Here is a 26,390-nt window from a genome sequence, read left to right as displayed (position 1 = left end):
AAATGCTAAAGCATTTGTCGAACCTCGGGTCGAGGGTTCTCACCCATCTCTCAACGGGTTTCGGGCGAAAAAAAAGTCTGAACGTGAATTCAGACTTTCTCTTGGAATATGGCGGTGAGAGAGGGGTTCGAACCCTCGATACGTTGCCGTATACACACTTTCCAGGCGTGCTCCTTCAGCCACTCGGACACCTCACCGTTTTGTTGTTCCCTGACATCTGGAACGGGCGCTAATGTAGGGAAAAGAACGGCCTGCGTCAATTCACTTTTGAGTAAATCTGGTGCGTTCAGCCAAACTTCAAGCAACTTGCTTCTTAAAACAGCATTACACGCTGATTTTTTATTACATTCATCTCATGTATTGTTTAGGGCTGCGCGTAAGCCTAAGAATAAATGGAGAAAGCATGGACATTATTTTTCATCACCCAACATTTAATACGCAACTGTGGCTGGAAGGTATGCAGCAGCAACTTCCTGGTGCCACGGTTCGCCAATGGCATCCTGGTGATAACCAGCCTGCGGATTACGCCCTGGTGTGGCATCCCCCGGTGGAAATGCTCAGTGGGCGCGAGACGCTGAAAGGGGTATTTGCATTGGGAGCGGGTGTGGACTCCATTCTGAGTAAGCTTCAGGCTCATCCAGATATGCTGCCAGCAGGTGTTCCGCTATTTCGTCTGGAAGATACCGGTATGGCGCTGCAGATGCAGGAATACGCGGTGAGTCAGGTATTGCACTGGTTCCGTAGGTTCGATGATTATCAGGCATTAAAGCTGCAGTCAAAATGGCAGCCGCTGGATGATTATCGCCGTGAAGACTTCACTATCGGCCTGCTTGGTGCGGGTGTACTGGGTGGGAAAGTAGCAGAAAGCCTGGCGGCCTGGGGGTTCCCGGTGCGTTGCTGGAGCCGCAGCAAAAAAGAGTATCCGGGCGTAACCAGTTTTGCGGGTACTGAACAACTGGGTGACTTCCTTAATGGCACTCGTGTGTTGATTAACCTGCTGCCGAATACTCCACAAACTGTGGGCATTATTAACAGCCAGTTGCTCAATCAACTTGCAGATGAGGCTTTCGTAATGAACCTTGCGCGTGGCGTGCATCTGGTTGAAAGTGATTTGCTTGCCGCCATTGAGAGCGGAAAAGTGAAAGGGGCCATGCTCGATGTCTTCGCCAAAGAGCCGCTTCCTGTGGAAAGCCCGCTATGGAAACACCCGCGTATTGCCATAACCCCACATCTGGCAGCCGTCACCCGTCCTCAGGAGGCAATGGAATATATTGCCAAAACGATCCGCCAGATTGAAAACGGTGAGTCGCCGAGTGGCCAGGTTTCTTTGCATCACGGTTATTAATGCACAGCCCGGCTTGCGCCGGGCTAAAAAACCACGGTGATAACTGCTATCCTTGCGAGAAAGACATATAAGGAGAGAGCCATGTATCCCGTTGACCTGCATATGCACACCGTCGCCAGCACCCACGCCTATAGCACCCTTCATGACTACATTGCGATTGCTAAAAGCAAAGGTATCAAGTTGTTTGCTATCACCGATCACGGCCCGGATATGGCTGACGCGCCTCATTACTGGCACTTTGTGAATATGCGCATCTGGCCACGAGTGGTCGATGGTGTCGGTATTTTGCGTGGTATCGAATCTAATATAAAAAATACCGCTGGTGAAATTGACTGCACCGGGCCGATGTTGGACTCACTGGATCTGATTATCGCTGGTTTCCATGAGCCTGTTTTCCCGCCTCAGGATAGTGCTACTCACACCGAAGCGATGATTGCTGCAATGGCGAGTGGCAATGTCCACATTATCAGCCATCCAGGAAACCCCAAATTCCCGGTCGATATTCCTGCTATAGCGCAGGCGGCAGCAAAATATAATGTCGCGCTGGAGCTCAATAACTCCTCATTTACTCATTCACGTAAGGGCAGCGGCCCGAACTGCCGTGCGATTGCTGCCGCAGTACGTGATGCCGGTGGCTGGTTATCGTTGGGTTCAGATTCCCACACCGCCTTTACTCTCGGGGATTTTGATGAGTGCCGCAAAATTCTCGACGAAGTTGAGTTCCCGGAAGATCGTATTCTGAATGTTTCAGTCGCCCGTATGCTTGGCTTCCTCGAAGCTCGCGGTATGGCGCCAATCGAAGAGTTCGCCACACTTTAATTTCTGTTTTTAAATCTCTACTAAATGGATCGTTAGCATGAATGAGTTTTCAATTATTTGCCGCATTTTAGGATCACTTTATTATCGCCAGCCTCAGGATCCGCTTCTGGTTCCGTTGTTGACGATGATCCGCGAAGGCAAACTGGCAGAGCACTGGCCGCTGGAACAAGATGAGTTACTGACTCGTCTGCAACAGAGCTGCGATCCTCAACAGCTGGCTGCTGATTACAATGCGCTGTTTGTTGGTGAGGAGTGTAGCGTGCCGCCTTATCGCTCAGTGTGGGAAGCAGGCAGTAATGAGGGGGATGTGCGCGAGTTTCTAAAACAGCGCGGTATGCCGCTTGCCGAAACACCAGCCGATCATTTTGGGACTTTGTTGCTGGCAGCTTCCTGGCTTGAAGATCAGTCACAGGAAGATGAGTTTGAAGCGCAAGTTCGCTTGTTTGACGACTATCTGATGCCGTGGGCTGGCACTTTCCTTGGCAAAGTCGAAGCGCATTCTACAACGCCGTTTTACCGCACACTGGCGTTAATTAGCCGTGAAGCCATTCAGGCAATGCGCGATGAACTTGAAGAATCCGACGATGAGTAATGTGATTTAAATCACATATAAAGTGCAACTTGGATTTTTGGTTTACAAAAAATGTGCGGCAGATCGTGGTTGAACTATAAGGCTCTGCTATGATGTGCCGCTATGAACATACTTATCTCTCTTGCATTGACCACCGGTATTCTCTCTGGCCTCTGGGGTTGGGTTGCGGTGAGTCTTGGTCTAATCAGTTGGGCAGGCTTCCTTGGTTGCACCGCATATTTTGCGTGTCCTCAAGGCGGTATCAAAGGTCTTTTCATTTCTGCATGCACATTATGTAGCGGCGTATTATGGGCTCAGGTCATCATTCACGGTAGCGCGTTAGCGCCTCACCTGGAGATTTTGGGCTACATGGTGACCGGCGTTGTGGCATTTCTGATGTGTATCCAGGCTAAGCATATGTTGCTCTCGTTTGTGCCGGGGACATTTATTGGTGCTTGCGCGACCTTTGCAAACCAAGGTGAATGGCGGATTGTCGTGCCTTCTTTATTACTCGGTCTGGTGTTTGGTTTTGCGATGAAAAATAGCGGACTGTGGCTTGCGGCGCGGAAAACGAAGGCTGAATCTCAAGTGATAGCCGAATAAATAAAAAAACCAGCCGAGGCTGGTTTTTTATTATCTGTTGATTATCAAGATTCAGGAGGGACGGACATCTCTCTGTATTTAGCCAGTATCGGATTGTTTATATCTTTCGGATTTTGCAAATCCCACAAACCGCGATTAATACCATCATTAACCAGATAAATAACCCCTGTTTCTATTGCTGACATCAGACACATCATTACAGGTTCATTGGTGGTGTAGCCGATTTCACCTTCCAGTAAGCGTTGATAATCAACGAAACGGAATACCCCGGCCTGCACTTCATATGACAAAATTGTTTTGCTGGTATTGACCGATGACAATACTTCACCGGTACTAACATTTACTACTCGTAAATTCACTGCTATTTGATCAAGCTGATATTGTGTCTCGCCACCGATACCAAAGTAGCGTGCGCCAACACCGCCCGATTTCACGTTGCTTTCATAACCGATAATTGAACCTTCAACCATTACGTTTGCCGCTATTAGAGAATCTAGTGGTCTGCGGTTGTTCTCTGCAACGGTGCCATTTTCCTGAGCTGCACGAATGATCTTACGTTCGTTTAACAGGTTTTGCAGGCCCTGACGTTCCAATGGCACAAACCAGCGTGAATCTTTTAAAGCAGTAACCAACATAGCTGTTGCGCTCTGTGGTACCGCGGTTGAGAAGTTACTTGCAGGATAGGGTTTAAACTGCCCAGTTTCATCCTGAATATTATAAACCGAGACAAACAACTTACCTTTTGATTCCGGCAAATGGGTTAAATCACGGTAACTTTGTGCCCGAGGCATGAGTGTAGGTTTCGCAGCTTCTTTAGGTGGCGCTGTTAAACAGCCACTCAATAAACACACCGCTACGATAAGAAGTAAACGCTGCATGATGTTTATCCTTAAATACTTTTTGATTATTTAAGATCCACTAGAAATCAGTAGATGAACTCTGTAAGCCAGAAACCTGAATAGTCGAAGTTTTCCCTGTTTTACGGTCAGTCACATTTAATTGCAGCTGCCCATCAGAGTTAGCAATATCGACAATATAATCATTGGTTACCATACGCCCTGGTTTACCGGTATTAATGTTGGTCAACAAACCTCCGAGAATTTGCGACTGGATTGCCTGAGTGAAGTTATCCAGCGCAGATGGCGTTTCGATACCAAAGTTATCGTCAAAACTCGGGTCTTTATACGAGTTTTGCGCTTGAGCAGAGTTAAGTAAAAAAGACCCGTTATTGGGGTTCCCACCAAAATTTGGGTTTGTGAACTGGAACGTCATATTTCCTCCCCACGAAAGGGGAGAAATGAGCAGCAAAGATAGAACTGCATGAGTTGCACGCATGACAGCCTCCTAAAATTCATCGCTGGTTAAATCACCGGTGCTCAACAATGTCTTGTCAATTTGCCGGCGATTAATCGCTTGTTCGGTTTGAGCCAATGCGAAATTGACATTACGGTCAAAGTCACGTTTTGAGGGGAATAAAAAAGCCTGAAAAATGACATCCTGATCGACCGTAATGGTTATCCAGCTTCCCCAACGGGCACTGGGTCGCTCATTTATCGTTAAATTTCCGGTAAAACTGCTTTCCCACCTGTCGCTAAAGGCACGATAGAAGTCGTGCCCTACAGAGGAAACGGTGTGATCCGTTAATAAACCGGGGACTTCCACCTCGACAGCGCGTACCCCCCCGGAGGCGCAGACTAAGACTGACGCCAGCATTAAAGCAGTATGTAATTTCATCGCTTTATCGCCTGAGGTTATCATTTGCCCAGGAAACCGCCTGAGTGCGGTTTTTTACGGATATTTTTTTGAACAGATTATAGAGATGTGTTTTTACCGTATTTTCACTTATAAATAGCGACTGCGCGATTTCGATATTCGAGGCGCCAATACGCAATTTATTAAGTATTTCCTTTTCACGGTGAGTCAGAAGGGACGACTCGACATTATTGAAACGATAGTTCCCTGAGTGATTAATAAGATAGCTGGCTAATTTTTGGGAGAAGTAGCATTCTCCATCCATTACACCACGGATACCCTCTACCACACGCGGTTCTTCCTCTGACATATAAAACACACCATTAATATGTGGCCAGTTTTCAATGTCACGGAATTGATACTCTTCAGGAGTGTTTAATAACAACAACTTAATGCTGTTATGTTTACGACTTAAGTTATCTTGCCAGTAGTTAATCAGCTTTTTATCGGCCTCGACCATATCGAAAAGCACCACAACATTTCCAGCGACATCTTCAAGAGAGCGTTGAATATTATGAAGTTTCCCATTTATAGAGAGTGAGGATTTTAAATGCTGTAATAACGCAGTAGCTTGTAGCGAGGGTTTTGTGATCAACAATAAACTTTGAACACTTAACGTCTGGCTATTCATTGTATGGACTTCATTAAACATGATGAAACTCCATCCGAGTTCGCGCATCAATCAGCTGAATTAACAGAAAGTTAATTCCCCAGAAGTACTGATAGGTGCTGCACTGCTGTGTTTGAAATTAATATAACACTGTCAAATATCGCTAAGTTACGATCTGACTTAATGTGTTAAACAAAATGTTACTGCTGATTTCAATCTAGCGGTTACTAATCTTAAAGCAAGTGTTAAAGCTGTTACAGAATGTAACTGTAGATATTAAAATGTTGCAGATGGGGATTTTAACTATTTAGTTTTAGCACTAAAGTTGTACATTAATTATAAATTGCATAGTTTTAAAAATCATACAAATAAGTCTAAATTATTGATTTGTATTGATTTTTTATTTTTAACTTTATGCGTTTTTCAACTTAACACATGTAAATTGTTGGCATTACATTCGCAGTTGTCATCTGTCTTAAGAAAACTCACCTTCGTGACGTAGGTGCATTAAGAATTGCTGATAAGCAGTCTTTCAATCCAGCCAGACGGTAAATCCATGCTTGATTAATGTGATGAATTTAAAAATCACACGTGAATTAAAACAATCGATTTTGAACCCTTTGTTGTATTTGGTTTTTTTTAATCCACTCATGCTTTGTAATGAGGTGAAATATAAAAATACAACATGCGGGTGAGATATTTTAAATGTTTCGAAGGACATACTCATTTCCGTAACGCAGCAGTAACTTCTCATTGCAAGCGTTAACAAATAACCAGCGGCTTAAATTGGAATGATTATTTCAACGGCTGCACCCAGGTCCAGGGTGACAACATGAAAAACAGATCGTTATTTCTGATGTTTGCATTGCTGGGTACGCCTGGTTACGTATTTGCGAATAGTCCTGACCTCGCAAAATCGGAATATAACTTTGCTACAAATGAATTAAGCAAAGCTTCATTTAATCAGGCAGCAATAGTCGGTCAATATGGCAATCATAATAATGCCAATGTTGATCAAAATGGAACCCGGCAGTTGGCGGTTGTTAATCAGGCAGGATCTGGTAACCGTGCGAACGTCGATCAATCAGGGAGTTATAACGTTGCTTATGTTTCGCAATCAGGCTACGGCAATGATGCAGATATTCAGCAACAATCGTCGGGTAATGCCGCAATTATTATCCAGCAAGGCGCTGCTAATAAGGCCAGCATTATTCAACAAGGCACGCAAAAATCAGCAATTGTTGTACAGAAACAGTCTCAAATGGCGGTACGCGTTATTCAACGTTAATACGTGACTATTTGGACTAACATTCTCAATACAATGGGGGTTTCACCATGAACTTTTTCAAAATCGCAGCAATCGCAGCAGTGGTGGTTTCAAGTAGTGCAATGGCTTCAGATCTTCAGTTTAATTGGGGCGGCGGCGGTAATGGCGGCGGTAACAACGGCGGCAACAATAGCGCCCCAGAATCAACAATGAAAGTGTATCAACACGGCGCAAATAACAACGTAACCGCATTACAAGCTGATGCTCGTAAATCCAATGTTGATATTAAACAATTAGGTTCTTCGAATGGTGCAGATGTAGGCCAGGGGGCGGATAACGCAAGTATTGACCTGCTGCAAAAAGGTTATGGCAACAACGCAACCATCGACCAATGGGAAGCTAAAGGCTCTACCATTGATGTTAGCCAATATGGTGTTAGAAACGGCGCAATTGTTAACCAAACAGCTGCTGCCTCTACAGTTGATTTGACGCAAGTTGGTTATAATAACCATGCGAATCTTCAGCAGCATTAATTGAAGTTATGCACTATAAAAAACAGGGCCTTTGTTGCCCTGTTTTTCTTTTTTAAATCGGGAGAAATAAAAATGCATACCTTATTATTACTCGCAGCTCTCGGTAATCAGCTTACTTTCAACACTCAGCAGCAAGGGAATACCTACATCATCGAGCCTGTAGCAACCTTAACCCAGGATTGCCAATGCATGGTCAAACTCACCGCTCAAAGTTCAGGAACTGCCGGTCAAAGCAACAGCAGCCAGAGTAAGCCTGTTTTTATCAAAGGTAATGAACCTACCAAATTATCGCGTATGAGCCTTGAGCTATCCCCGGGCGATCGCGTGAGGATTTTGGTTACCGTGACGGATGGAAAAGATATTCATCTTGAAAAACAATGGGCATCGCCAGGCAGCGTTTAGCAGCAATATTTTAATGTTTAATTAATGTTGCAATTATGTGGATTTTATTTCTTCTATATACCAGGTTTTAACTGTAGCGTTCACCGTTTTGTGCCGATAACCCTCATACCACTTCAGTTGAGGAGTCCGTAGCGTGAAAACAGTAAGCTTGAGACGTTCATTGCTTTTGCCTATTTTTGTTCTTGCTTTCCCTTTACTTCATGCTCATGCCAGTGGTGGTGTGATTCATTTTCAGGGGGCAATAGTAGAAGAAGGTTGCCGTTTATCGCATCAGGAACAATCTGTTAAATTTTCCTGTACCCAAAACGGGGAGCCAATTGTTCAGACCATCGCACTTAATAAGCTGAATAATTATAAGGCTGGTGGCGATGCTCCGTTTTCTACCAAAATGCACTACATTGACGCGCAACACCAACTGGCAGTTCTGGAAGTCACATACCGTTAGAATCCGCAGCCTGTGATTAGCAGGCCGTTGGAATCGATGTATGAATATTTATTTCCCAGTCATTTTTGTTACTATTCCCCGCCGTTGATGAATTCAACACGCGCAAAATATAAGCGGCTTAAGAAAAATCCCGTAAAATTAAGACTTATTTTATAGTCGGCATAAATTCGAAGATATATATCTGACGGGACATCGCAGATGATTGATGGTACAGAGCATGAAGTTAGCGTTTAACATTGTCGACTGGCAGGCCAGTGCACCAGGTTTATCTGAACATGATGACTGGCAGGCATGGGGGAAAACCGCAGCGATTATTGATGTTTCATCCCCGATTGCCAAAAGTCGCCATCTGCCTATGATGACCGCGCGCCGTCTGGCATCAGGTAGCAGGATTGCTGTTGATTGTGCCCTTGCTATTTTGTCCCGACAAAATGTTGATGCGCTGGTTTTTTCCAGCCGCCATGGTGAGCTGGAGCGAAATTTTCGCATTTTGACCGCATTAGCGTGCGAAGAAAGTCTCTCACCAACTGATTTTGCGATGTCAGTACACAATTCAGCGGTAGGCAATACCACGATTGCCGCCCAACAAGCATTGGTTTCGTCCTCTGTTTCTGCGGGTTTTGACAGCTTTGCGCAGGCATTAATTGAAGTGGCATCGCTGCATCACTCCGGGTATCAACGCGTGATGCTGGTGGATTTCGATGGGCTGATTCCGGAGTTTTATCACTCTCATCTTCCAGGTGAGACCGTCAGCCTGCCATTTGCGGTGGCATTGTTGCTGGAAGCTGGCTCGCAGATCCAGTGTGATACAACACCGAGCCAAACCCCTGGTGCGCAAAGTTTACCGCAGGGGCTGGCATTTTTGCACGGCTGGCTCAGTGACGCGCAGACATTCACCCTTATTGGTGAACGCCTGAGCTGGCGTTGGAGTCGTCATTAATGTGGGGGCGCATAGAGTGGTGCTGGCGCGTGCTGATGACCGGTTGGTTGTTCATTCTATTTGGTAGCGGTGGCCTGGCGTTGTCACTGGTATGGTTTAACTTGCTGTTACTGTTTGTTCGCGATAATGGCAAACGCCGTGAGGTTGCTCGCCGTAGCATCTCCGCCAGTTTCCGGCTATTTTTACGCATCGGACGCCTGCTTGGCGTGTTTGATTATCGCTTCGAAAATTGTGCGCAATTAGCAAACGATCATGGATGTTTGATAGTCGCAAACCACCCGACGCTGCTCGATTACGTGTTTATTGCTTCACGGGCACCCAATATTGGGTGCCTGGTTAAAGCAAGCCTTGTGAACAATCCCTGTTTTCGCGGCGTGATTAAAGCCGCGGACTATCTGGTTAATAGTCAGGGCGAAACATTACTTCCTGAAAGCCAGAAACGCATAGCGGCAGGGGAGGCGATACTGATTTTCCCGGAAGGGACGCGTACCCGTCCGGGTGAACCGCTGGTTATTCAGCGAGGTGCTGCAAATATTGCTGTGCGTTGTAGATGTGAATTGCGTCTGGTGCATATTCACTGTGACCAGCGTTATCTGGACAAACATAGCCGCTGGTACCAGATACCTCAGCGCAAGCCGATGATTACCGTGAGTGTCAAACAGCGGATCGACAGCCAAAGCTTTATGGCAAACCAAGACGATGCCCCGACGATTGCGGCGCGCCGCCTTAGCCAATATTTAAGTCAGGAATTGGTTCCTGACCCTTTTTAAAAGTCTACTCAGATAGACTCTAAGACTCGGATGGTGATATGCAATCTCTAGAGACCGATATTAAACAACTCATTATCGACACCCTGAATCTCGAAGAGATAAGTGTCGATGAGATTGAAAGTGAGGCTGCGTTATTTGGTAACGACGGCCTTGGCCTTGATTCCATCGATGCTCTGGAATTGGGTCTGGCGGTTAAAAAACGTTATGGTGTGGTGTTATCCGCAGAAAACGAAACGATGCGTGAACATTTTTACTCGGTCGCGAATCTGGCCGCATTTATTAATAGTCAAAACCCTGCGCACAGCGCCTGATTGAAACCACGAGTACGCTATGAATAAAGAAGATATTTATCAGGAAGTCACCGGGTTACTGGTTAAGTTATTTGAACTCTCTCCTGAGCAAATCACCCCGCAATCTCGTCTCTACGAAGATTTGGATCTCGATAGTATCGATGCGGTAGATATGGTTGTGCATCTGCAAAAACGCACCGGTAAAAAAATCAAACCGGAAGATTTCAAAACGGTTCGTACCGTACAGGATGTCGTAGACGCGGTTGAGCGTTTGCATAGCGGGTCTTAAAGCGTGCTGGCAAAACGTGCGCTAAGTATTGTCGGAGGGCTAGCCGTAATAGGTTGGCCCTTTGCCGTCTGGTTAGCCCTTTCATATCCAAAATTACACATTTTGCTGCCTATTCTGGCGTTGTGCTTTGTGCTGCGTTTGTGCGCATTGCGTGGCAAAACGGGTGCTTTGAGCCGTGCATTCAAAGGGCTGGCCATTGCGGGAGCGGTGTTATCTCTTGCCAGTATTTGGATGCGTGAAGCACAGCTGTTGCTGTGGTATCCGGTGGTGGTCAATGTGGTGATGCTGGCACTATTTGGTGCCTCGCTGTGGAGTAGCCAGTCTTTGATTGAACGGCTGGCTCGTTGGCGTGAAGGGCATCTACCGGCTGCAGGTGTGCGATATACCCGTCGCGTCACGCAACTGTGGTGCATTTTCTTTATCCTAAATGGCAGCATGGCACTATTGACCTGCCTTGCGGGTAACATCCACTGGTGGACATTGTGGAATGGAATGGTGAGCTACCTGTTGATGGGGACGTTATTTGCCGGTGAATGGTTGGTGAGGCAGCGGGTGAAACGTCGCTATGAATAATCCTTTACCACTAAAGCTGTGGCTAAGCGGTCGCCATCCGCAACATATTGTGGCGTTTGAAGGGGCGCATCTTTGGACCCAGGCCGATTTAATCGCTGATGTTCAGCGTATTTATGGCTGGCTAAAAACACAGCCGGGCGATCGCTGGGCGCTTTGTCTTGATAACAGCTACGCCTTTATTACCGCGCTTTTGGCGACACTGCATGCGGGTAAAACCCCAGTGATCCCTGGGCATTGCCGGGAAGCGCAGCTTCGCGAACAGCAAATGCATTTTTGCGGTGTCATTAGCGATGTGCCGCTCAACCTTAACTGCCCGGTGATAAACCCGCAAACTCTGGCGTATACGGCAGTCCAATCCTTCGAACCGGTTCATGTCGATGCGGGTGTGGTGCTATTTACCTCGGGCTCTACTGGTGAACCTGCGCAAATCTTCAAAACGCTACAGGCGTTGGATGAAGAGATCGCCTGGCTTGCGGCATTGTGGGGAGAAAAGCTACGTGATTGTCGCGTGGTGGGCTCGGTGTCACACCAGCATCTCTATGGTTTTACTTTCCGTGTGATGCTGCCAATGGCCCTTGGTCTTGCCAGTGATGCTGCAATGATTCACTTCCCTGAGCAACTGGTGGCGTATTCAAACCATCCTTTATTGTTTATCAGCAGCCCGGCATTTTTAAAACGCCTCGATGCGAACCTCGCTGCTCCAACTTTTAAAAGCGTGATTTCCGCCGCCGGGAAACTCGATGACGATACCGCGCAAAATGCGCGAGCGTGGCTTAAAACACCGGTATCAGAAATTTACGGTACCACTGAAACAGGTGTGCTGGCGTGGCGGCAACATTCGCAAATCTCGCCTGAATGGCAGCCCTTCCCGCAAGTGCGCTTTACCCCGCAGGGTGATGGCTGGCAGGTTGAGTCAGCATTGATTCATCAACGGTGCGTGCAGTTAGACGATATTCTCGAGTTTAGCCCGAAGGGGAGTTTTCGCTTATTAGGTCGCCGCGGTCGCATCATAAAAATCGAAGAAAAGCGTATCTCGCTTAGTGAAATTGAACGCCGATTACTGGCGCTCCCCGGTATTGAGGATGCCGCTGTCGTTCCCATTATGCGCGGTAACCGAATTGCGCTGGGGGCGGTGGTCGTTGCTTGTGAACAAATGGCTAATAAACAACTCTGGCGTGAGGCACTCCGCGCCTGGCTTGAGCCAATTGCCATTCCGCGTTATTGGCGTGTCGTCGAGCTTATTCCGCACAATAGCCAAGGCAAGCGTTCATGGGTGCAATTACAGGAGTTATTTGATGAAACCCGTTGAGTTACAGCGCTCGCGACCCGAAGCAGGAAAACTGTGCCTACGTTTAGCAGTTCCGGCAACGGTAGGCTGGTTCGCTGGCCATTTTCCCACTCAACCGTTATTACCTGGCGTGGCGCAGCTCGATTGGGTGATGGCTTATGGAGCGACACTTGCACCGGGAATGCGCTTTTGTTCGATTGATAGCGTTAAATTCCAACGCCCGATTGTGCCGGGCAGCGAACTTGAGCTGAATCTGCAATGGGATGCTACGCGTTGCGTATTGAGTTTCACTTACACCCTGTTAAACGAAGAGGGTGGTGTTGCTGCCAGCAGCGGGAAAATTAAGCTATGTCCGTAACGACCACGGCTTTTCGCCCTTGTGTGGTGATCCCATGTTATAACCACGGCGCGACAATGGCGGTGGTGCTGAAACGTCTGCAACCTTTTGCACTGCCGGTGATTATTGTTGATGACGGTAGTGATGCTGCAACAAAGCAGGAACTGGCGCAGTTAACCGGAGTCACCCTTATCCATTTGGAAACAAATCGGGGAAAAGGGGAGGCAGTCATTACAGGCCTTAAAGCGGCGTCACAGGTAGGGTTTAGCCATGCTATCCAACTTGATGCTGACGGGCAGCACTGCATTGAAGATGTCCCTCGTTTTTTAGATGAAGCGCGCAAGCATCCTGGCTGCCTGATTTCTGGAATGCCGGAATACGATGATTCTGTTCCAAAATCGCGTCTTTACGGGCGCTATGTCACGCACGTTTGGGTGTGGATTGAGACTCTGTCGCTGTCGTTAAAAGACAGCATGTGCGGGTTCCGTGTTTATCCGTTAGCGGCAACGCTTGCGGTTATTGCGAAACATTCCCCAGGTAAACGCATGGATTTCGATACCGAAATTATGGTGCGTTTATATTGGGCTGGCACCGACAGCCATTTTTTGCGCACGCGAGTGATTTATCCGGCAGATGGCCTGTCGCACTTTGACGCACTTCGCGACAACTTGCGCATCTCGTGGATGCATACGCGACTCTTCTTCGGCATGTTACCGCGCGTTCCGGTATTACTCTCGCGTCGTCGAAAGAGCACTCATTGGGCGCAAGTGCCAGAACGTAAGGGGCTGGCGGGAATGCGCTTAATGTTGAATATATACCAACGTCTGGGGCGGCGTGCATTTAACACATTGCTCTATCCTGTGGTGGCGTGGATGTGGTTAACCGGCGGCACGCAGCGTAAGGCATCACAGCAGTGGTTGGCTCAGGTTCGTCAACAGGCACAATGCCTGGGCGTCACACTGCCCACAGGGTTAAACAGCTATCGCCATTTCTTACGCTTTGGTGATGCAATGCTTAACAAAATAGCGGCCTGGCGCGGCGACATTCTCTGGGGGCGTGATATCGAGTTTGCCCCCGGTAGCCGTGAAGTTTTACAACCGCAGGCCGGGCAGGGGAAGTTAATCCTCGCCGCACATCTGGGTGATATCGAAGCCAGCCGCGCACTGGCTCAGGTTGAGGCCGGGCTTGTGATTAATGCGCTCGTCTTCACTGACAACGCCCAACGCTTTCGTCAGATTATTGACGAAATTGCTCCACAGGCCGGTGTGAATCTGCTGCCGGTTAGCCATATTGGCCCGGAAACTGCCATGCTTTTACAAGAAAAACTCGATGCCGGAGAGTGGGTCGCGATCGTCGGTGATCGGGTTGCCGTTAACACGCAACGTGGTGGTGAGCGGCGCGTATGCTGGAGTCAGTTTATGGGCAACCAGGCCCCTTTCCCGCAAGGGCCGTTTATTCTTGCCGCCGCATTACGATGCCCGGTCATTTTGATGATGGTTTTGCGTGAACAAGGCAAACTGCGTATTCATGCTGAGCACTTTGCCGATCCTTTGGTGTTGCCACGTGCAACTCGGCAACAAGCACTACAAGAACATATTGATAATTACGCGCGCCGTCTGGAGTGCTATGCACTGCGTTCGCCGCTCGATTGGTTTAATTTTTATGATTTCTGGCAATTACCTCCAGAAAAGGAGTCCGGATGTTAAATGACCCACGTTTTACTGTGGAGGTCAGCATCAAAGTCCCATTCCATGATGTCGATGCGATGGGCGTTGTGTGGCATGGCAACTATTTCCGCTACTTTGAGGTGGCGCGCGAAGCATTGCTCAACCAATTTGATTATGGCTATCGTGCCATGAGTGAGTCTGGCTTTGTCTGGCCGGTTGTCGACACTCGAGTTAAATACCGTGATACGGTGAAATTTGAACAGCAGATTCTGGTGCGCGCAACGGTACTCGAGTATGAAAACCGCCTAAAAATCGGCTATGAAATTGTTGATGCCCAAACGGGCAAACGCGCTACATCGGGTTACACCATCCAGGTTGCCGTTGAGGCAACAAGCGGAGAGCTTTGTTTCGTCTCCCCTCAGATACTTTTTGAACGCATGGGCTTGAGTCATGAATAAGATTATTTTAATGGCTTTGCTGTGTATCAGCTTTATGGCGAACGCAATTACCCTCGATGACGTGCAACGTAGCTTTGCATCGCAGCCGGTGGTGCGGGCTAAATTCCAGCAAGACCGTCAAATTAGCGGAATGGCGCAACCGCTGCATTCCAGTGGTGAAGTGTTGATCGCTAAAAGCACAGGCTTGTGGTGGCAGCAACAACACCCATTCCCGATGACGCTGGTGCTTGATGATAGCCACATGGTGCAGGTCATGGGCAGTCAGGCCCCGCAAATCATTACCGCGGATAGCAACCCGCAAATGTTCCAGTTCAATCATTTGCTACGAGCCCTATTCCAGGCCGACCGTAAAGTGCTTGATGAAAACTTTTCCAGCGCCTTTACTGACCAGGGCAATGGCAAATGGCAACTGGTCTTAACGCCGACTACGACGCCGCTCGATAAGCTGTTTAGTACGATTACCCTGGAAGGCGATAAGTACCTTAATCGCATCGCGCTGAATGATTTGCAGGGCGATTTTACGGAAATCACCTTTAGCGACCACCGACTAAATCCACGAAAATTGACTCATGAAGAGCAGCAGCGCTTCGCTTTCTAATATGCATCGTCGTCTGGCGTGGGGCTGGCTTGCGATAGTCACTATGCTGGTGGTGTTGCTCGCAACGTTGTTACCAAAGGCACGGCTTGACAGCAGTGTGCTGTCGCTGCTGCCTGCCAGCAGCCTCGGTAAAGTTCCGCCGCAAATCGAGAACGGTTTTTTGCAACGTCTCGACAGGCAAATGATGTGGATGGTCAGCCCCGGCAATCAACCCGATCCAGCTGCCGCACAATGGTGGCAAACGCAACTGCAACAGCAACCTTTCCTTGCGGGTGTGCAGGGGCCGATGGATGCAAAGAGCCAGCAGGAGTGGGGGAAATTCTACTTCGAGCATCGCAATGGCCTGGTTGATAACCAAACTCGCGGTCGCTTGCAACATGGTGGCGAAGCCCAGGCTCAGTGGGTGTTGTCGCAACTGTACTCGGCGTTTTCAGGGGTCAGTGGTAAAGAGCTGACAAACGATCCGCTAATGCTGGTGCGTGGGTCACAACTGGCGCTGCAACAAACGGCCAGTCAGATGCGATTGATGAACGGCTGGCTGGTGGCACGTGATAAACAGGGGCGTTACTGGTATTTGCTACACGGTGAATTGAAAGGTTCATCGTTTGATATGCAGCAGGGGCGCGAAGCGGTTGAGCAACTGCAAGCCTTGAAGCAAAACCTGAAACAGCACTTCCCGCAGGCTGAAGTGATGTCGCGTGGCACACTTTTCTACAGTGATTACGCAGGTCAGCAGGCGAAGCATGATGTTTCAACGCTTGGCCTGGCGACGGTGATTGGCGTGTTGCTACTGGTGCTTGCGGTGTTTCGCTCGGTACGGCCTTTACTGTTGTGTGCCACATCGGTTGCGATTGGAGCACTGGCAGGCACCGCTATCACACTACTTTGCTTTGGTGAACTGCACCTGATGACGCTTGTTATGAGCATGAGCATCGTTGGTGTTTCGGCAGATTACACGCTCTATTACCTTACCGAACGCATGGTGCATGGCCGAGAAAACTCGCCCCTCGCAAGTTTACGCAAAGTGCTTCCTGCTTTACTGCTGGCGCTGGCAACAACCGCTATTGCCTACCTGATTATGATCCTCGCACCGTTCCCCGGTATTCGCCAACTCGCCGTTTTTGCCGCCAGTGGTTTAATTGCCTCCTGCCTGACGGTCGTATGTTGGTACCCGTTTGCGGTGCGCGGCTTGCCGGTTAGGGCTGTGCCTTGTCGCTGGTTACTCAATGCCTGGCTTGAGGCATGGCAAAACCAAAAAGCGGTGCGCTTTGGCGTGCCGTTTGCGTTGCTGGTGGTTAGCCTCGCGGGAATGGCATCCTTAAAAATCAATGACGATATCGCCAGTTTCCAGGCATTGCCGCAGGATCTGGTACGTGAAGAGCAGGCTATTACCGCTTTAACCGGGCAGGGGATGGATCAGAAATGGTTCGTGGTTTATGGCGACACCGCCGAGCAAACGCTGCAACGCCTGGAAAAACTGGCTCCTGAACTTGCAGAGGCTAAAAAGCAAAAAGCTATCGATAGCTATCGCCTGATTCCGTTAGCCTCTCTTGAGCAACAACAGGCGGATTTGCTTCTGCTGCGCGAAGCCGCACCCATTTTGCAAAAACGTCTTGCCGAAAGCGGCATCCCGGTGACAGCGCCTAATTTACAGCAGATGGCAGTAACTCCGGATCTTTGGCAAAAGAGCGTGATCAGTAGCGGCTGGCGCTTGTTGTGGTTATCGCTGCCGGACGGTAAAAGCGGTGCGCTGGTGCCGGTAAATGGTGTTCACAATAGTGAATTACTTGCCAACATTGCGGCAAAGTTACCTGGCGTAAGTTGGGTCGACAGAAAAGTGATGTTTAACGAATTATTCAGCCACTTCCGTAGTTTGTTGACTATTTTACTGGCAGCGGCTGTTGTGGCTATTGCCATCAGCTATGTGCTGCGACTTGGTGTAAAACGCGGGTTATTAAGTGTGGTACCTTCGCTGTTATCGCTGGGGTGTGGGCTTGCAGCACTTGCCTTCAGTGGACATACATTAAACCTGTTCTCGCTATTGGCGCTGGTGCTAGTCCTCGGGATTGGCATCAATTACACGCTGTTCTTTAGTAACCCACGCGGCACCCCGTTGACGTCGCTTCTGGCAATAAGTGTGGCATTGCTGACCACACTCTTCACATTAGGCATGTTGGTCTTTAGCCAGACTCAAGCTATCGCAAGCTTTGGCATTGTGCTCAGTTGCGGCATCTTCTGTGCATTCCTGACTGCCCCCTTAGCCCTACCTACTCAGGGAAAGAGAGAATAATGAAAATACTTCCTACACTGGCATTGTTGCTTGGCTTCTTATTATTGAGTGCGTGCAGCACAACAAAACCAGATAGCTCAAGGCCGCAGGCCTGGTTAAAAGCCGGCACTTTAGTGACGTTGCCCCCGCCTGGGATTTCGCCGTCAATTACCCAACAACAATTGCTGACTGCGCAAGTCAAAGGCAAAACCCAATCATTGATGGTGCTGCTCAATGCCGACCAGCAGAAAATCATGCTGGCTGGTTTGTCGCCGTTAGGGATTCGTTTATTCCGTCTGACCTATGACAGCCAGGGCGTGAAAACCGAGCAGTCAATGACGTTGCCAGAATTACCTCCAGCAAGTCAGGTTCTTGCCGATATTATGTTGAGCTACTGGCCGATAAGCGCCTGGCAGCCGCAGTTACCTAAAGGCTGGACATTAAAAGATGTCGATTCCCGTCGCGAACTGCGAGATGACCAGGGGGAGTTGATTGAGACAATCCATTATCTGATGCGTAACGGCAGTCGTCAGCCGGTGAGCGTGCACCATCATCGTTTCGGTTATGTCATCAGTATTCAGCATCTGGACAGCTAAATATGATTACTCTATCTGCTGCCGGAATGGTCAACGCCCTGGGCAACAATCTTGACGAAATCGCAGCAAATTTGCAGGCCAACACGGCACCAGGTATGGGGCCAGATACCAATGGCTGGTTGCAGCAGGGCGAATGTTGGGTCGGGCGTGTATGTGGCGAATTACCAGAAATAGCGCCAGAAATGGCGCAGTACAATAGCCGAAATAACCGTCTGTTATTGGCTGCTCTGGCACAAATTCGCTCACAGGTGGATGACGCCATTGCACGATACGGAAACGAGCGCGTGGCAGTCGTGTTGGGGACCAGTACTTCAGGGCTTGATGAAGGTGACCGTATGGTCAGCGGCAGCCACGAAGGTTCTCCGCCCGCTTCTTATTATTACGGCCAGCAAGAGCTTGGCGATCCCTCACGTTTTCTGAGCGACTATTTGCAACTGTTTGGCCCAGCGTTGACGATTTCAACCGCCTGTTCTTCCAGCGCGCGAGCAATGATTACCGGTAAAAGGCTGATTGAGTCGGGAATGGTGGATGCTGTGATTGTGGGTGGCGCAGATACCCTCAGCCGGATGCCTATCAACGGTTTCAATAGTCTGGAATCATTAAGTAACGAGCGCTGCAAGCCGTTTAGCGCCGAGCGCAACGGCATTACCATTGGTGAGGCTGGCGCCTTGATTTTACTCACCAAAGAGCCGGGGAAAGTCTGTTTACTGGGAGTGGGTGAGTCGTCTGATGCCTGGCATATGTCAGCTCCACATCCGGAAGGTCTTGGGGCTATTCGCGCAATTGAAATGGCGCTGCGTGAGGCCAGAATCGGGGCGCATGATATTGGCTATATTAATATGCACGGCACTGCCACGCGTCTGAATGACGAAATCGAGGCCAAAGTGGTGAATCAACTTTTTGGCGAAAGCGTGCCTTCAAGCTCTACTAAGTATCTGACCGGGCACACATTAGGTGCCGCAGGGGCTTGTGAAGCGGTGCTCTGTTATTTGCTGTTAGCGCGCGACTTACTGCTGCCTGCGCAAGATTTCACTGACGCGCATCAAGACATGAGCCTTGCGCCCTGTGGTCTACTCACCGCGCCACAACCATTCCTCAAACCGATAATGCTATCGAACTCATTTGCTTTTGGCGGCAATAATGCTTGCCTGATTTTTGGAGTTTCTCATGACTGATTTTCTTGCGCCACAACACTACTTACCGCACGAAGCACCAATGTGCTTGCTCGAATCGGTAGTGGCGGTGGAACAAGAAAGTGCGCATTGTCAGGTAACTGTGAGCAACCTCGGTGTGCTTGCACCTTTTCTTGATGGGGAAGGCAATTTACCGGGCTGGTTTGCTATCGAATTGATTGCCCAGACGGTCGGCGTGTGGTCAGGCTGGCATGCGAAAAAAAACGGTGAAGAAGAAAGCCTGGTTGGAATGCTGCTGGGTGGGCGTGGAATACGCTGCCCGGCTGGCGCCTTCCCACAAGGCGCGTTACTGGAATGCCACGTCACGCTGCTGATGCGTGATGAAAAGATAGGTAGTTTCGAAGGACAAATTATCGCGGACGGCAACGTACTAGCGAGCGGGCGAGTTAATACATATCAGCCTGATAATAATGAATTAAAACAATTATTTTGATGAGATAGCAAGATGACACAGACGGTATTAGTAACCGGCGCCAGCAAGGGGATTGGCAAGGCGATTGCTCTGGGGCTTGCCGCCGACGGATTTGCAGTGGTGGTGCATTACCATCGTGACGAAGCGGGTGCCCAGCATACGCTTGAGCAAATTACGGCTCAGGGTGGAAAAGGGCGGCTGATGCAGTTTGATAGCTCAGACCGTAGCCAATGTCGCAACGTCCTTGAGACTGATATCGAAACTCACGGTGCGTATTGGGGAGTGGTCAATAATGCGGGTATGACTCGCGATGGCGCATTCCCTGCACTCAGTGATGATGATTGGGATGGTGTTATTCGTACCAATCTCGACAGTTTTTATAATGTAATTCAACCCTGCGTCATGCCGATGATTGGTCTGCGCAAAGGTGGGCGAATCATTACGCTCTCGTCGGTTTCTGGCCTGATGGGCAACCGTGGTCAGGTGAACTATAGCGCCGCAAAAGCGGGCATTATCGGCGCCACTAAAGCGCTGGCCATCGAACTGGCGAAACGCAAAATCACCGTTAACTGCATTGCACCGGGCTTGATTGATACCGGCATGGTTGAAATGGAAGAGGCGGCGCTAAGTGAGGCGATGCGCATGATTCCGCTGCAACGCATGGGCCAGCCTGAAGAAGTGGCAGGACTTGCGCGCTATTTAATGTCACCGGTTGCAGGTTATGTCACACGCCAGGTTATCTCCATCAATGGAGGTATGTTGTGATTCGCCGTGTAGTAGTAACTGGAATGGGTGGCGTGACTGCTTTTGGCTCTCACTGGCAGGATGTGGCTGCGGGCTTGAAGTCTGGTAAAAACGCGGTCCGTCATATGCCAGAATGGCAAATTTACGATGGGCTGAACACTATGCTCGGTGCGCCGGTCGATAATTTTACGTTGCCGGAGCACTACACGCGAAAGCGTATTCGGGCGATGGGGCGCGTTTCGCTGCTCGCGACCAGGGCCACGGAGCTGGCGTTAATTCAGGCGGGTTTGCTCGACGACCCTATTCTCACCAGTGGCGAAACTGGCATTGCCTATGGTTCTTCGACCGGTAGCACCGGGCCGGTGAGCGAGTTCGCCACCATGCTCACTGAAAAACATACCCGCAATATTACCGGCACCACTTATGTGCAGATGATGCCGCACACTGCCGCCGTCAATACTGGGCTATTCTTTGGCTTGCGTGGGCGGGTGATCCCAACCTCCAGTGCTTGCACATCCGGTAGCCAGGCGATTGGTTATGCCTGGGAAGCGATTCGCCACGGCTACCAGACAGTGATGGTTGCGGGGGGAGCTGAAGAGTTATGTCCTTCGGAAGCGGCAGTGTTTGATACGCTTTTTGCCACCAGCCAGCGTAACGACCAGCCAAAGAGCACTCCGTCGCCGTTTGATAAACAACGAGACGGGCTAGTAATTGGTGAAGGCGCGGGGACATTGATCCTTGAAGATCTCGATCATGCCCTGGCGCGCGGCGCGACAATCTATGCTGAGATTGTCGGTTTTCATACCAATTGTGATGCAGCACATATCACGCAGCCGCAGAAAGAAACCATGCAAATCTGTATCGAGCGCGGCCTGCTTTCGGCGGGGCTTGAGGCTCGCGACATTGGGTACATTAACGCCCATGGCACCGCAACCGATCGTGGTGATATTGCGGAAAGTCACGCTACGGCGGCAATTTTCGGTGCCAATACGCCTATATCTTCACTGAAAAGTTATTTGGGCCATACGCTCGGTGCCTGTGGTGCGCTGGAAGCGTGGATGAGTATCGAGATGATGCGTGAAGGTTGGTTTGCCGAAACACTGAACTTGACCGAGCCAGATGTGGCCTGTGGCGAACTTGATTACATCATGGGTGAAGCGCGCAAAATCGACACTGAGTTTGTGCAGAGCAATAACTTTGCCTTTGGTGGAATTAACACTTCACTGGTGATGCGCCGTTGGCGGTAAACGGCTATCACCTGGCGGTGGGCGATGCGGCGTGTTTAGCGGGCGCTACACGCTGGCTGTCACCTGAGTTGCTGGAAGAAGCACCTGTGGGGTTACGCCGCGCAGAATGGCTGGCTGCCAGAATTCTGCTGGCGATGCTGCTCAATGACGGCCCGTTACCTAAACTGGAGCGGGGCGCTCACGGCAAACCGTATCATCCGGCACTGCCTGCTTTCAATATCAGTAACACAGGTTCATCTGTTGCGGTGCTGGTGGGTGAAGGGGATGTGGGTTGCGATATTGAGTTCATTCGCCCGCGTGCGCGTTTTATGGCGATTGCCCGGCATAGTTTTGGTGCGCCACTTTGTGATTGGCTGGAATCGTTGCCTGAAGATGAAAAAATGGTGGCGTTCTGGCGTTTTTGGACGGCGCACGAGGCGGTGCTCAAACAGCGTGGAGGAACGGTCTGGCAAATGAATCAGCTCAATTTACCGCTGGAGTCACTTTGCCCGCCAGACCGATATCTTCATCATGTTTGCGTCGAGAACCGGCTGATCGCGTGTTGCGGCGAACAGCCTTTTCCCGAGAGTTTTTCCCCTGAGCTAATTATTGTTTAAGCGCCCAGATGTGATAAACCCCATCAATTAACTCTGCTCCTTCCAGTTCTTTCTCAAAACCAGGGAATTTCTCGCCCCATTGCGCGATGCTGCGAATGTATTTCAGCCACGGCCCGTCTGCGTCACCAAAACTCTCGCCCGGCATCACAATCGGAATGCCCGGTGGATAAGGGATCACACCGACGGCGGAAATCCGGTTCGGTAATTGGTCGATAGGTAAATGGTCTGCTTTGCCTGCCATATGTTGTTGGAAGGCAATGCGCGGACGTTTTGCCGGAACGGGAATATTGCCAAACGCCTCTGCCTGCAGTTTGTCCATCTGGCTCGTTTTCATGTAGTTAAACATCTCATCGCACAGATCTTTTAGCCCCATACCCGCATAGCGCGCGGCATCGGCACTGATAAGGTCGGGCAAGCAACGTTTGAGTTGCGTGTTGTTGTCGTAGTCATCTTTAAACTCCAGCAACACGTTAATCAGCGTGCCCCATTTGCCTTTTGTTACGCCGATTGAGAACAGGCACAGCACCATAAAATCGGTGGTACGCGAGGGTACGATCCCACGCTCGCCAAGGTAGGCGGTCACCATCGCGGCAGGAATACCTGACTCAAGTAAGTTGCCATCATCGCCCATCCCGGGAGCAAGGATCCCGGCTTTGATCGGATCAAGTAGACACCACTCATCTTCCAGTTGCTCAAAGCCATGCCATTTATCGCCAGGCTTTAGCGTCCAACAGGCGGGATCGGTGGTGAGCTGCTCACGTGAGGCTTGAACAAACGGCACTTCAGCACCGGATGCATCGGTAATGGTTGGCGCATTCCATGGCGAGAAGAACCACTCGCCTTTTTTGGCAAATGCGGCATGCACTTTCGCCAGTGCAAGACGGAAATCCACCGCTTCAACGATCACTTCCTGGGTCAACGCTTCACCCTGGCCGCCATCCATCATCGCTGCACCGATTTCGTTGGAAGCGATAATCGCATACAGCGGGGAAGTGGTGGCTTGCAGCATATATGACTCGTTAAACCGCGAATGCTCGACGGGCTTTTTGCCGTTGCGAATATGGATGTATGAGGCTTGCGACAGTGCTGCCAATAGTTTGTGCGTTGAGTGAGTAGCAAAAACCGTTGGCCCATTGCGGTCAAAATCTTTCGGATCTCCACGCATGGCAAAGCGACCTTTGTACATCGGATTGAAGCGGGCGTAGGCGTACCATGCTTCGTCGAAGTGAATCTGGTCAACGCTTTGCGCCAGCAATTCTTGCGCTGCTTCGGCGTGATAACACATGCCGTCATAAGTGCAGTTAGTCACCACGGCGTACACGGGTTTATCGCTCACTACTTCATGCTTAAGTGGGTTGGCATCAATGGCTGCACGAATGCTTTCTGGTGTGAACTGGCGCTTCGGAATCGGCCCGATAATGCCAAAACGGTTACGCGTCGGCACGAAATAGACCGGCAGCGCCCCCGTCATCACTAACCCTTGTTCGATGGACTTATGGCAGTTGCGGTCGCACAGCGCAATCTCCAGTTCGCCCACAACCGCCTGCATAATGGCACGGTTAGAACCGGAGGTGCCATTCAACACCGAATAGCTTTGATGTGCGCCAAACACCTCGGCTGCGTAAGTTTCTGAGGCTTTAATTGGCCCGCTGTGATCAAGCAGCGAACCCATGGCTGCGCGTTCAATACCGGTATCTGTGCGGAACAGGTTCTCACCGAAGAAATCGAGAAACTCTCGTCCCACCGCCGATTTAGTAAAGGCAACACCACCCTGATGTCCCGGTGCCGCCCATGAATATTCCGGGTTTTCCAGGGTGTAATTAAACAGTGCGCGGGTGAAAGGTGGGAGCAGTTGTTCGTAATAGCGCTGGATCAGCGAACGTGCACGGGCGGCAATAAATTCGGCAGTATCTTCATGCATCCAGACGAACTCATTCACCAGCCGCATTGAATCGAGCGTTAATGTATCGACGCAAGAGTGCTCGGCCATTAACAGCACCGGCACACTCTTATTGCGGCGGCGAATAGTTTGCAACAGCGCGAAAGCCTGGCTGTGGGATTCGTCGTCATTGCCGCCGGAAGTCCAGTCAACAAAAATGCAGCACAGTGAGGCATCGGAGGTGACCGTTGCGATGCCATCTTCAAATGTTGCCGCTGAAATCACGGCAAAGTTGTTCTCTTCAAGCGCCTCGATAAGCTCTGCCACTGCGCGCCCGTTGGCGGTGTTAACGTCCTGAATACTGCTATCGACCACCAGAATTTTACGTTTTTGATGCGTGCCTAAATCAAGCATAGCGATCTCCAGTTAGTCGTTAACCACAGGTTTATCCAGCGGGTAGGGGTTTTTATGACGACGGTTGTAGTTAACGGTGTACATCGCAGTAATCACCATGATGGCGACAAACGACCACATCACTTCGGTCGCGCCTGTGCCAACGACGGCCCAAATACAGTAAATGAAAGCAATCAGCGTGATGAACAGGAACGGTAAACGTTGGTTGCCCAAATGCCCCTGACCGACCAGCATTAAAGCCGCGCAGGTGTAGATATACGGCACCAGCGTAAAGATGACTGAGACAGATGAAACCACCGCGAACTGTGAGGTTGCGTCAGGCGAGATACTGGCAAGCTGGAAGATGGTCATCAGAACGCCAACAATCAGCAAACCCGCGACCGGAGTCTGATCTTTATTCACTTTGGCAAAAATAGGTGGGAACAGACCATCATCGGCGGCGGCTTTGGCGGTTTGCCCGGCGAGTAGCGTCCAGCCGCCAAGGCTTCCTAAACACCCGGCTGCGGCACAGAATGAAACAATAGCCCCAGCAGTTGGCCCCATTGCCATGCGCGCGGCATCGCCAAATGGCGACGCAGAAAGTCTCAGCTCTGCGTTAGGGATCATGCCCATAATGGCAGTACTGGAAAGTACGTAACAAACAGCGGCAATCAATACCCCGCCAATGGTGGCGATGGGTACGTTGCGTTTGGGATTTTTCACTACCGCTGCGGCAACTGAGGCGCTCTCAACACCGATAAATGACCACAGCGTGACGCTTAAAGTACTCTGAATTGCGCCAAAAGTGCCTTTGCCGCTGACGTTCCAGGCTTCCATATAGGTGTCGCTTTTAAACCAGAACCAGCCTAAGACGGCGACGGCGACTATCGGAATCAGTGCCAGAATAGTGGCGACCGCCTGCACGCGGGTGATCATTTTCGGGCCAACAATATTGAGCCCGACAAACAGCCACAAAATGGCAATACAGGTCACGGTAAGCGGCCAGGGCTGGTTGAGCATCGGGAAGAAATAGCTGAGATAACCGACGCCAATTACCACCATCGCGACGTTACCTATCCAACAAGCAAGCCAGTAAAGCAGATTGGTTTGATAGCCGAGGAAGGGGCCAAATGCGCGGCGGGCATAAGCGTAAGAACCACCGGGGCTGTCATCAAGTGATGACATTTTGGCGTACACCATCGACAAAGACAGTGCGCCGATAATTGTCACCATCCAGCCAAAAATGGCAATCCCGCCTGTTGCTGCAAGGTTTGCCGGAAGCAGGAAAACCCCGGAACCCATGATATTGCCTGCCACCATTAACATCACCGGGACCAACCCGACTTTTTGCGCTTCACTAGCCATAGAACCTCTCCTGAAACGAAAGTAACTACTGAAATGTATAAAACGCACATTTCAGATCCCATTTTTCGCAGCGAAAACGCCTTCTACAGATGCGGCTGCAGATAAAAAATGTGTCAGGTCTAACGGATCTTTTTTGTAG

General features: G+C 49.8%; 31 protein-coding genes and 1 tRNA gene. 25 read left to right on the top strand and 7 right to left on the bottom strand.

Going from position 1 to position 26,390, the window contains the following annotated elements:
- Positions 1–109: 109 nt before the first annotated feature.
- A tRNA-Ser gene (locus GC128_RS00425) sits at positions 110–197 on the bottom strand.
- Positions 198–403: 206 nt separating this feature from the next.
- Between GC128_RS00425 and ghrA the strand changes: the two genes are divergently transcribed.
- From ghrA to GC128_RS00405, 4 genes are all read left to right on the top strand, one after another.
- A complete protein-coding gene (ghrA, locus tag GC128_RS00420) occupies positions 404–1,345 on the top strand; it encodes a glyoxylate/hydroxypyruvate reductase GhrA (RefSeq protein ID WP_151992643.1) in 942 nt (313 codons plus the stop codon).
- Positions 1,346–1,426: 81 nt separating this feature from the next.
- On the top strand, positions 1,427–2,164 hold the full coding sequence (locus GC128_RS00415) for a phosphatase (protein ID WP_064517761.1): 738 nt from the start codon (positions 1,427–1,429) through the stop codon (positions 2,162–2,164).
- Between the two features lie 37 nt (positions 2,165–2,201).
- A complete protein-coding gene (locus GC128_RS00410) occupies positions 2,202–2,756 on the top strand; it encodes a TorD/DmsD family molecular chaperone (protein WP_064517763.1) in 555 nt (184 codons plus the stop codon).
- Between the two features lie 102 nt (positions 2,757–2,858).
- Positions 2,859–3,338 carry a DUF1097 domain-containing protein gene (locus tag GC128_RS00405; RefSeq protein WP_151992642.1) on the top strand — a complete coding sequence of 160 codons (480 nt, stop codon included), beginning with the start codon at positions 2,859–2,861 and terminating at the stop codon, positions 3,336–3,338.
- Between the two features lie 44 nt (positions 3,339–3,382).
- On the opposite strand, the gene csgG is transcribed toward GC128_RS00405, so the two are convergent.
- From csgG to csgD, 4 genes are read right to left on the bottom strand one after another with little or no spacing between them, the layout of a single operon-like run.
- Entirely contained in the window at positions 3,383–4,216 is an 834-nt protein-coding gene (gene csgG, locus GC128_RS00400) for a curli production assembly/transport protein CsgG (RefSeq protein WP_151992641.1), read from the bottom strand.
- 40 nt (positions 4,217–4,256) lie between these two features.
- Entirely contained in the window at positions 4,257–4,673 is a 417-nt protein-coding gene (csgF, locus tag GC128_RS00395) for a curli production assembly/transport protein CsgF (protein WP_034456254.1), read from the bottom strand.
- Between the two features lie 9 nt (positions 4,674–4,682).
- Positions 4,683–5,072, bottom strand: a complete 390-nt coding sequence (gene csgE, locus GC128_RS00390; protein ID WP_151992640.1) for a curli production assembly/transport protein CsgE — start codon at positions 5,070–5,072, stop codon at positions 4,683–4,685.
- 4 nt (positions 5,073–5,076) lie between these two features.
- Positions 5,077–5,742, bottom strand: a complete 666-nt coding sequence (csgD, locus tag GC128_RS00385) for a biofilm master transcriptional regulator CsgD (protein WP_151992639.1) — start codon at positions 5,740–5,742, stop codon at positions 5,077–5,079.
- Between the two features lie 790 nt (positions 5,743–6,532).
- Between csgD and csgB the strand changes: the two genes are divergently transcribed.
- From csgB to GC128_RS00280, 21 genes are all read left to right on the top strand, one after another.
- The gene (gene csgB, locus GC128_RS00380) at positions 6,533–6,988 is read left to right on the top strand and encodes a curli minor subunit CsgB (protein WP_151992638.1); all 456 of its coding nucleotides are present in this window, start codon (positions 6,533–6,535) and stop codon (positions 6,986–6,988) included.
- A 47-nt stretch (positions 6,989–7,035) separates the two neighbouring features.
- A complete protein-coding gene (gene csgA / locus GC128_RS00375) occupies positions 7,036–7,500 on the top strand; it encodes a curli major subunit CsgA (RefSeq protein WP_151992637.1) in 465 nt (154 codons plus the stop codon).
- A gap of 72 nt (positions 7,501–7,572) precedes the next feature.
- Positions 7,573–7,902 carry a curli assembly chaperone CsgC gene (csgC, locus tag GC128_RS00370; RefSeq protein ID WP_151992636.1) on the top strand — a complete coding sequence of 110 codons (330 nt, stop codon included), beginning with the start codon at positions 7,573–7,575 and terminating at the stop codon, positions 7,900–7,902.
- Between the two features lie 133 nt (positions 7,903–8,035).
- On the top strand, positions 8,036–8,347 hold the full coding sequence (locus GC128_RS00365; RefSeq protein WP_226811963.1) for a hypothetical protein: 312 nt from the start codon (positions 8,036–8,038) through the stop codon (positions 8,345–8,347).
- 217 nt (positions 8,348–8,564) lie between these two features.
- Complete coding sequence (locus GC128_RS00360) at positions 8,565–9,287, top strand: beta-ketoacyl synthase chain length factor (protein ID WP_151992635.1); 723 nt, start codon at positions 8,565–8,567, stop codon at positions 9,285–9,287.
- Positions 9,287–10,057 (top strand): lysophospholipid acyltransferase family protein, encoded by a 771-nt coding sequence (locus tag GC128_RS00355; RefSeq protein ID WP_151992634.1) that lies wholly within the window; start codon positions 9,287–9,289, stop codon positions 10,055–10,057. The genes GC128_RS00360 and GC128_RS00355 overlap by 1 nt, the downstream gene beginning before the upstream one ends.
- 38 nt (positions 10,058–10,095) lie before the next feature.
- A complete protein-coding gene (locus GC128_RS00350; RefSeq protein ID WP_064517787.1) occupies positions 10,096–10,368 on the top strand; it encodes a phosphopantetheine-binding protein in 273 nt (90 codons plus the stop codon).
- Between the two features lie 19 nt (positions 10,369–10,387).
- Positions 10,388–10,636, top strand: a complete 249-nt coding sequence (locus GC128_RS00345; RefSeq protein ID WP_064517788.1) for an acyl carrier protein — start codon at positions 10,388–10,390, stop codon at positions 10,634–10,636.
- Positions 10,637–10,639: 3 nt separating this feature from the next.
- Positions 10,640–11,209 (top strand): COG4648 family protein, encoded by a 570-nt coding sequence (locus GC128_RS00340; protein ID WP_226811961.1) that lies wholly within the window; start codon positions 10,640–10,642, stop codon positions 11,207–11,209.
- The gene (locus GC128_RS00335; protein WP_151992633.1) at positions 11,202–12,518 is read left to right on the top strand and encodes an AMP-binding protein; all 1,317 of its coding nucleotides are present in this window, start codon (positions 11,202–11,204) and stop codon (positions 12,516–12,518) included. Before GC128_RS00340 ends, GC128_RS00335 begins: the two co-directional genes overlap by 8 nt.
- On the top strand, positions 12,505–12,855 hold the full coding sequence (locus tag GC128_RS00330) for an ApeI family dehydratase (protein ID WP_151992632.1): 351 nt from the start codon (positions 12,505–12,507) through the stop codon (positions 12,853–12,855). Before GC128_RS00335 ends, GC128_RS00330 begins: the two co-directional genes overlap by 14 nt.
- Positions 12,846–14,540, top strand: coding sequence for a glycosyltransferase family 2 protein (locus GC128_RS00325; protein WP_151992631.1), 1,695 nt, complete (start codon positions 12,846–12,848; stop codon positions 14,538–14,540). The genes GC128_RS00330 and GC128_RS00325 overlap by 10 nt, the downstream gene beginning before the upstream one ends.
- Positions 14,534–14,959: an acyl-CoA thioesterase gene (locus GC128_RS00320; protein WP_064517797.1), complete on the top strand. Its 426-nt coding sequence runs from the start codon at positions 14,534–14,536 to the stop codon at positions 14,957–14,959. The genes GC128_RS00325 and GC128_RS00320 overlap by 7 nt, the downstream gene beginning before the upstream one ends.
- Entirely contained in the window at positions 14,952–15,557 is a 606-nt protein-coding gene (locus tag GC128_RS00315) for an outer membrane lipoprotein carrier protein LolA (protein WP_151992630.1), read from the top strand. The genes GC128_RS00320 and GC128_RS00315 overlap by 8 nt, the downstream gene beginning before the upstream one ends.
- Positions 15,529–17,847: an MMPL family transporter gene (locus GC128_RS00310; RefSeq protein WP_151992629.1), complete on the top strand. Its 2,319-nt coding sequence runs from the start codon at positions 15,529–15,531 to the stop codon at positions 17,845–17,847. The genes GC128_RS00315 and GC128_RS00310 overlap by 29 nt, the downstream gene beginning before the upstream one ends.
- Positions 17,847–18,422, top strand: coding sequence for a DUF3261 domain-containing protein (locus GC128_RS00305; RefSeq protein WP_151992628.1), 576 nt, complete (start codon positions 17,847–17,849; stop codon positions 18,420–18,422). The genes GC128_RS00310 and GC128_RS00305 overlap by 1 nt, the downstream gene beginning before the upstream one ends.
- Before the next feature lie 2 nt (positions 18,423–18,424).
- On the top strand, positions 18,425–19,597 hold the full coding sequence (locus tag GC128_RS00300; protein WP_151992627.1) for a beta-ketoacyl-[acyl-carrier-protein] synthase family protein: 1,173 nt from the start codon (positions 18,425–18,427) through the stop codon (positions 19,595–19,597).
- Positions 19,590–20,048 (top strand): ApeP family dehydratase, encoded by a 459-nt coding sequence (locus tag GC128_RS00295; protein ID WP_151992626.1) that lies wholly within the window; start codon positions 19,590–19,592, stop codon positions 20,046–20,048. The genes GC128_RS00300 and GC128_RS00295 overlap by 8 nt, the downstream gene beginning before the upstream one ends.
- Before the next feature lie 12 nt (positions 20,049–20,060).
- Positions 20,061–20,792, top strand: a complete 732-nt coding sequence (locus GC128_RS00290; RefSeq protein WP_151992625.1) for a 3-ketoacyl-ACP reductase FabG2 — start codon at positions 20,061–20,063, stop codon at positions 20,790–20,792.
- Positions 20,789–22,018, top strand: a complete 1,230-nt coding sequence (locus tag GC128_RS00285) for a beta-ketoacyl-ACP synthase (protein WP_151992624.1) — start codon at positions 20,789–20,791, stop codon at positions 22,016–22,018. Before GC128_RS00290 ends, GC128_RS00285 begins: the two co-directional genes overlap by 4 nt.
- Entirely contained in the window at positions 22,009–22,614 is a 606-nt protein-coding gene (locus tag GC128_RS00280; protein ID WP_151992623.1) for a 4'-phosphopantetheinyl transferase superfamily protein, read from the top strand. Before GC128_RS00285 ends, GC128_RS00280 begins: the two co-directional genes overlap by 10 nt.
- On the opposite strand, the gene GC128_RS00275 is transcribed toward GC128_RS00280, so the two are convergent.
- Both GC128_RS00275 and adiC read right to left on the bottom strand, forming a co-directional pair.
- Positions 22,604–24,907 carry an Orn/Lys/Arg family decarboxylase gene (locus GC128_RS00275; RefSeq protein WP_151992622.1) on the bottom strand — a complete coding sequence of 768 codons (2,304 nt, stop codon included), beginning with the start codon at positions 24,905–24,907 and terminating at the stop codon, positions 22,604–22,606. The two genes, GC128_RS00280 and GC128_RS00275, sit on opposite strands and share 11 nt — an antisense overlap.
- A gap of 12 nt (positions 24,908–24,919) precedes the next feature.
- On the bottom strand, positions 24,920–26,251 hold the full coding sequence (adiC, locus tag GC128_RS00270; RefSeq protein WP_064517817.1) for an arginine/agmatine antiporter: 1,332 nt from the start codon (positions 26,249–26,251) through the stop codon (positions 24,920–24,922).
- Positions 26,252–26,390: the final 139 nt, after the last annotated feature.

Source organism: Buttiauxella massiliensis (assembly GCF_902500225.1).
Classification (GTDB): domain Bacteria; phylum Pseudomonadota; class Gammaproteobacteria; order Enterobacterales; family Enterobacteriaceae; genus Buttiauxella; species Buttiauxella massiliensis.
The sequence above is the reverse complement of the archived record's forward strand: the minus strand, read 5'-3'. Positions and strand labels throughout refer to the sequence as shown.

Excerpts from the sequence above, each read along its gene's own strand:
- ghrA (WP_151992643.1), top strand. The coding sequence starts at position 404 with ATGGACATTATTTTTCATCACCCAACATTTAATACGCAACTGTGGCTG.
- GC128_RS00415 (WP_064517761.1), top strand. The coding sequence starts at position 1,427 with ATGTATCCCGTTGACCTGCATATGCACACCGTCGCCAGCACCCACGCC.
- GC128_RS00410 (WP_064517763.1), top strand. The coding sequence starts at position 2,202 with ATGAATGAGTTTTCAATTATTTGCCGCATTTTAGGATCACTTTATTAT.
- GC128_RS00405 (WP_151992642.1), top strand. The coding sequence starts at position 2,859 with ATGAACATACTTATCTCTCTTGCATTGACCACCGGTATTCTCTCTGGC.
- csgG (WP_151992641.1), bottom strand. The coding sequence starts at position 4,216 with ATGCAGCGTTTACTTCTTATCGTAGCGGTGTGTTTATTGAGTGGCTGT.
- csgF (WP_034456254.1), bottom strand. The coding sequence starts at position 4,673 with ATGCGTGCAACTCATGCAGTTCTATCTTTGCTGCTCATTTCTCCCCTT.
- csgE (WP_151992640.1), bottom strand. The coding sequence starts at position 5,072 with ATGAAATTACATACTGCTTTAATGCTGGCGTCAGTCTTAGTCTGCGCC.
- csgD (WP_151992639.1), bottom strand. The coding sequence starts at position 5,742 with ATGTTTAATGAAGTCCATACAATGAATAGCCAGACGTTAAGTGTTCAA.
- csgB (WP_151992638.1), top strand. The coding sequence starts at position 6,533 with ATGAAAAACAGATCGTTATTTCTGATGTTTGCATTGCTGGGTACGCCT.
- csgA (WP_151992637.1), top strand. The coding sequence starts at position 7,036 with ATGAACTTTTTCAAAATCGCAGCAATCGCAGCAGTGGTGGTTTCAAGT.
- csgC (WP_151992636.1), top strand. The coding sequence starts at position 7,573 with ATGCATACCTTATTATTACTCGCAGCTCTCGGTAATCAGCTTACTTTC.
- GC128_RS00360 (WP_151992635.1), top strand. The coding sequence starts at position 8,565 with ATGAAGTTAGCGTTTAACATTGTCGACTGGCAGGCCAGTGCACCAGGT.
- GC128_RS00355 (WP_151992634.1), top strand. The coding sequence starts at position 9,287 with ATGTGGGGGCGCATAGAGTGGTGCTGGCGCGTGCTGATGACCGGTTGG.
- GC128_RS00350 (WP_064517787.1), top strand. The coding sequence starts at position 10,096 with ATGCAATCTCTAGAGACCGATATTAAACAACTCATTATCGACACCCTG.
- GC128_RS00345 (WP_064517788.1), top strand. The coding sequence starts at position 10,388 with ATGAATAAAGAAGATATTTATCAGGAAGTCACCGGGTTACTGGTTAAG.
- GC128_RS00335 (WP_151992633.1), top strand. The coding sequence starts at position 11,202 with ATGAATAATCCTTTACCACTAAAGCTGTGGCTAAGCGGTCGCCATCCG.
- GC128_RS00330 (WP_151992632.1), top strand. The coding sequence starts at position 12,505 with ATGAAACCCGTTGAGTTACAGCGCTCGCGACCCGAAGCAGGAAAACTG.
- GC128_RS00325 (WP_151992631.1), top strand. The coding sequence starts at position 12,846 with ATGTCCGTAACGACCACGGCTTTTCGCCCTTGTGTGGTGATCCCATGT.
- GC128_RS00320 (WP_064517797.1), top strand. The coding sequence starts at position 14,534 with ATGTTAAATGACCCACGTTTTACTGTGGAGGTCAGCATCAAAGTCCCA.
- GC128_RS00315 (WP_151992630.1), top strand. The coding sequence starts at position 14,952 with ATGAATAAGATTATTTTAATGGCTTTGCTGTGTATCAGCTTTATGGCG.
- GC128_RS00310 (WP_151992629.1), top strand. The coding sequence starts at position 15,529 with ATGAAGAGCAGCAGCGCTTCGCTTTCTAATATGCATCGTCGTCTGGCG.
- GC128_RS00305 (WP_151992628.1), top strand. The coding sequence starts at position 17,847 with ATGAAAATACTTCCTACACTGGCATTGTTGCTTGGCTTCTTATTATTG.
- GC128_RS00300 (WP_151992627.1), top strand. The coding sequence starts at position 18,425 with ATGATTACTCTATCTGCTGCCGGAATGGTCAACGCCCTGGGCAACAAT.
- GC128_RS00295 (WP_151992626.1), top strand. The coding sequence starts at position 19,590 with ATGACTGATTTTCTTGCGCCACAACACTACTTACCGCACGAAGCACCA.
- GC128_RS00290 (WP_151992625.1), top strand. The coding sequence starts at position 20,061 with ATGACACAGACGGTATTAGTAACCGGCGCCAGCAAGGGGATTGGCAAG.
- GC128_RS00275 (WP_151992622.1), bottom strand. The coding sequence starts at position 24,907 with ATGCTTGATTTAGGCACGCATCAAAAACGTAAAATTCTGGTGGTCGAT.
- adiC (WP_064517817.1), bottom strand. The coding sequence starts at position 26,251 with ATGGCTAGTGAAGCGCAAAAAGTCGGGTTGGTCCCGGTGATGTTAATG.